The sequence below is a fragment of the Gordonibacter sp. genome (assembly GCF_036667095.1).
In the GTDB taxonomy this organism is placed as follows: Bacteria; Actinomycetota; Coriobacteriia; order Coriobacteriales; family Eggerthellaceae; genus Gordonibacter.
Genome location: NZ_JAVWUP010000258.1, coordinates 1 through 3,027, shown reverse-complemented (window position 1 = coordinate 3,027; position 3,027 = coordinate 1). Strand labels below are relative to the sequence as shown.

The 3,027-nt window shown below is 57.5% G+C and carries 4 protein-coding genes; 1 reads left to right on the top strand and 3 read right to left on the bottom strand.

The window, feature by feature from the left end; all coding sequences use genetic code 11:
* Window positions 1-483 precede the first annotated feature (483 nt).
* The 3 genes from RR842_RS13350 to RR842_RS13340 are packed head-to-tail and all read right to left on the bottom strand — an operon-like array spanning window position 484 to window position 1,264.
* Window positions 484-843 carry a hypothetical protein gene (locus RR842_RS13350; RefSeq protein WP_332730081.1) on the bottom strand — a complete coding sequence of 120 codons (360 nt, stop codon included), beginning with the start codon at window positions 841-843 and terminating at the stop codon, window positions 484-486.
* Complete coding sequence (locus tag RR842_RS13345) at window positions 840-1,076, bottom strand: hypothetical protein (RefSeq protein ID WP_332730080.1); 237 nt, start codon at window positions 1,074-1,076, stop codon at window positions 840-842. The genes RR842_RS13350 and RR842_RS13345 overlap by 4 nt, the downstream gene beginning before the upstream one ends.
* Window positions 1,073-1,264, bottom strand: a complete 192-nt coding sequence (locus tag RR842_RS13340; protein ID WP_332730079.1) for a hypothetical protein — start codon at window positions 1,262-1,264, stop codon at window positions 1,073-1,075. Before RR842_RS13340 ends, RR842_RS13345 begins: the two co-directional genes overlap by 4 nt.
* A gap of 440 nt (window positions 1,265-1,704) precedes the next feature.
* Here RR842_RS13340 and RR842_RS13335 point away from each other — a divergent pair, with 440 nt between their 5' ends.
* A complete protein-coding gene (locus tag RR842_RS13335; RefSeq protein WP_332730078.1) occupies window positions 1,705-1,947 on the top strand; it encodes a helix-turn-helix transcriptional regulator in 243 nt (80 codons plus the stop codon).
* Window positions 1,948-3,027 lie beyond the last annotated feature (1,080 nt).

Sequence of the window (3,027 nt, the reverse complement as noted above, 5' to 3'; positions counted from 1 at the left end):
CCCCCAAACCACCCTTCTAGCGGCGAGAAGGGGAACGGCGGGGGGTACCGCCGAGGAAGATTGTTTTTCCTTTTATCCAAAAAAGGAAGGCGTTTCATGCGCCCCGACGATGCACCGACAGTTACCGGGGGGGGCCATACCCTTGCCCCCATGGTCTAGCCCTCCTTTAGGCATAGGGCTTATTTACACACAAGGGTGATTTTGGTGTACTTCGAGGCGGACCCGATACGGCAGAACCTAACAAAACCTTACATTCGCAAAGGGGCAGGGGTAGCCCCTCCCGCAGCCCCCGCGGCGACCCCAGAGGCATAGCGCCTATATCCCCCCGAGCAAGATTTTCCATCAAACGGCAAAGCGCCCCGCTGCCATCAAAGGCAGCAAGGGCGCATTTACTCGGTTGGGTACTTCTATCCTATAGGCTACGGCCTCACTGGATCGCGTAAGCGTTTGCAGCCACTTACACGGCCAGGTATCCGGTGTGGGCTAGGAAGCGGTTGCCCGTCTGTCCTCCATCACGTCCAAGACGCAATCGGGCAGCTTCTTGCCAGCACCTTCCAGTGCCCGCAGGTTCGACACCCAACGCAACCTCGCCTCTTCCATAACGGCGTTTAGGCTCTCATGCGTGCATTCCTCGCCTCTCGCTTGCAACAGCATTTCAGCAAGTATTACGGCCTCGTCTGCCATACGTTCGGCGAACTCGTCTTGAAACCGGCTCGGGGCGTTCACTGCTTCACAGTCGTACTGGTAGGGGCACTGCTTCGTGCCTAGCAAAACAGCTTCTCCCTTGAGGATTGCCACGTAGTGGCTCTCAGGCGTGCCCACCTCTACAAGTTCCTCACTCACTTCCCCGCCCCCTTCGCATCAGAGAGCAACCCCGAGGCCATGCCGTACACTTCATCTGCCTCACGCAGCAGCACAGCAAGCGTGCCGCCTACGAACTCCCCGCAATCCTCCCCCTTAAACGTCGCCGCGACGTGGGCGCACTCGATGGCCTCGGCCAGCTCGCCTGTGCGGATCGCCACATCCCCTATGCCGTCCAGCACGTCAATGGGAACGCGGCGCCCCTCCCCGCTCATGCTGCCACCTCTTCCACGCCATCGAACCGCAAATCCAGCGCACAGGAATACGTATCCCACGCTGCTTCGTACATGATCTGCATATCGTCCTCGCCGCCGCCCGCCTCGATCCTCTCAAGGCATGCCAGCACGTCCATAGCTGCGCTTTTTACGCTGGTTATCAGTGCCGCTTTCCTCGTCTCGGTCATGATGTGATATCCTTTCATCGTTTCCGGTTGCGGGCTTTCCAGGCTTTGCGCTTCCGGGGTTGTGGCCCTCGCTTATGCGGGGGCTTTTTGCTACAATCAACGGGACGGCATCGCCTCCTTTCTTGGTTGGCCGCCAGTCATTACGTGTTGCACTAGCCGCCTACCTTCGAGAGCTGGCGGCTAGTGGCTTATTACGAGCAAGATAATCAGCAACGCTAGAAATACGATTATCTGCTTCATTTCCACCACCTCCCAACGTTTCCATTGAGAGCCGCCCCGCTTGCGGTTCGGGCTTCGTGCTTTCCCTTGCCGCTGATATGTATACTACTCACAAGTGACAAGCTACGCAAGAGTTAAGCTATAGTTCACAATATCTCCACACGTTGACAAGCTACGCAATAGTAAGCTACTATACTTGGTAACGCGGAGGAGGCGACAAAGTGCAAACGTACGAGGCATTACGGCAGGCCGCCCGGCTGGGTGGGTTGTCGCTCAACAAGGTAAGCAGGGCGCTTGGCAAACCCGAGAGCTATATAAGTAGTGCCATAAGCAGGGGTAGCGTGCCACGCTGTGACACTATGGCCCGTATGGCCGACGTGTGCGGTTACTCGCTCGCGTTACTACCGCGCGATAAGGTGCCACCCGATGCCCTGGTGATCGATCCACCGCCCCGCGAGGGCTAGACACAAGCACAACCAACCATGAGGCCGTGGGCGTATGCTCGCGGTCTTTTTGTATGCCCTGGCACGCACAAGATGGATAGCCGCGCCGTCCGATCAGCTGCAAGCCATTCTGAGCCGATATGGCGGCGGTACGTGCCGCGTGTGTATACTTTCTAACCGCGCCGCAAGATAGCCCGCCACGCGCCGCCACGGCATCCAGCAGGTACCCCCCCAGTCCCATTTTAAGTACACCCTACGGGGGGACCGGTGGGGGTAGCTAGAAAGAAGAGCGCGCTAAATTTCAAATTTCAAAAAATAGGAAACTAGAGGCGACCTCGCTCTTTTTCCCAAGCGATTCTAGGCCACGCGACAGGCTAGGTTCAATCTATGGCGCGGACTGGATAACGTTTCGTTATCGAGTTTCGGCGCGGCAGGTGATAGAATCACCGTGCGAGGTACGCCTCTCCAGCCAATTGGAGGGACACGGCCTCGCCAGGGCGGCACGCCCCGACGGGTTCCGACGGGACACGGCCGCCCTCGCTTTCCCCTACAGGCAGCATCGCTATGGGTCGGCAGTTTACCGACCCACCCCACCAAGGAGGTCGCGAAACGCTACCCTCTTTCCCCCTACAGGCATTGCGATGGGTTCCCAAAACGCTACCCCATCGTTAAGCGATTCTAAGCCGTTCTAAGCCCCCATGTTGTCCGGGATGGATTCGGACACGTCGTAAACGTAATCGGCGGGATACATGCGGCGCTGGTGTGCTTTGCGGACGGTTTCAGGCATCGAAGCGAGAGTGAAGCGTGAGGATTGCGGATCAGGAAGCGTGCTGAAGTGAACCCAAGGCATGGCACAGACAGCGCAAATCGTTACCTGGCTGATACTGCGAAGATCGTATGATGCCCTGCACCACGAGTGGGGATGTGCTAAGATACGGAATGTCAGCGGTGCCCGCGAACTGTTAAGGTCGTGGCGGGTGACGCAGGACAGTGACTAAGCGGTCAGGGTGGCAGCCCTACCGCTTTCTTTTTGCTCTTTTCGCCTTCTTCTGCATCTTCCGCGTTCTAATCACAAAATCTATTACACCTATCAAACACGAT

Coding starts and splice junctions, on each gene's coding strand:
- RR842_RS13340 (WP_332730079.1), bottom strand. CDS start 1,264: ATGACCGAGACGAGGAAAGCGGCACTGATAACCAGCGTAAAAAGCGCA.
- RR842_RS13345 (WP_332730080.1), bottom strand. CDS start 1,076: ATGAGCGGGGAGGGGCGCCGCGTTCCCATTGACGTGCTGGACGGCATA.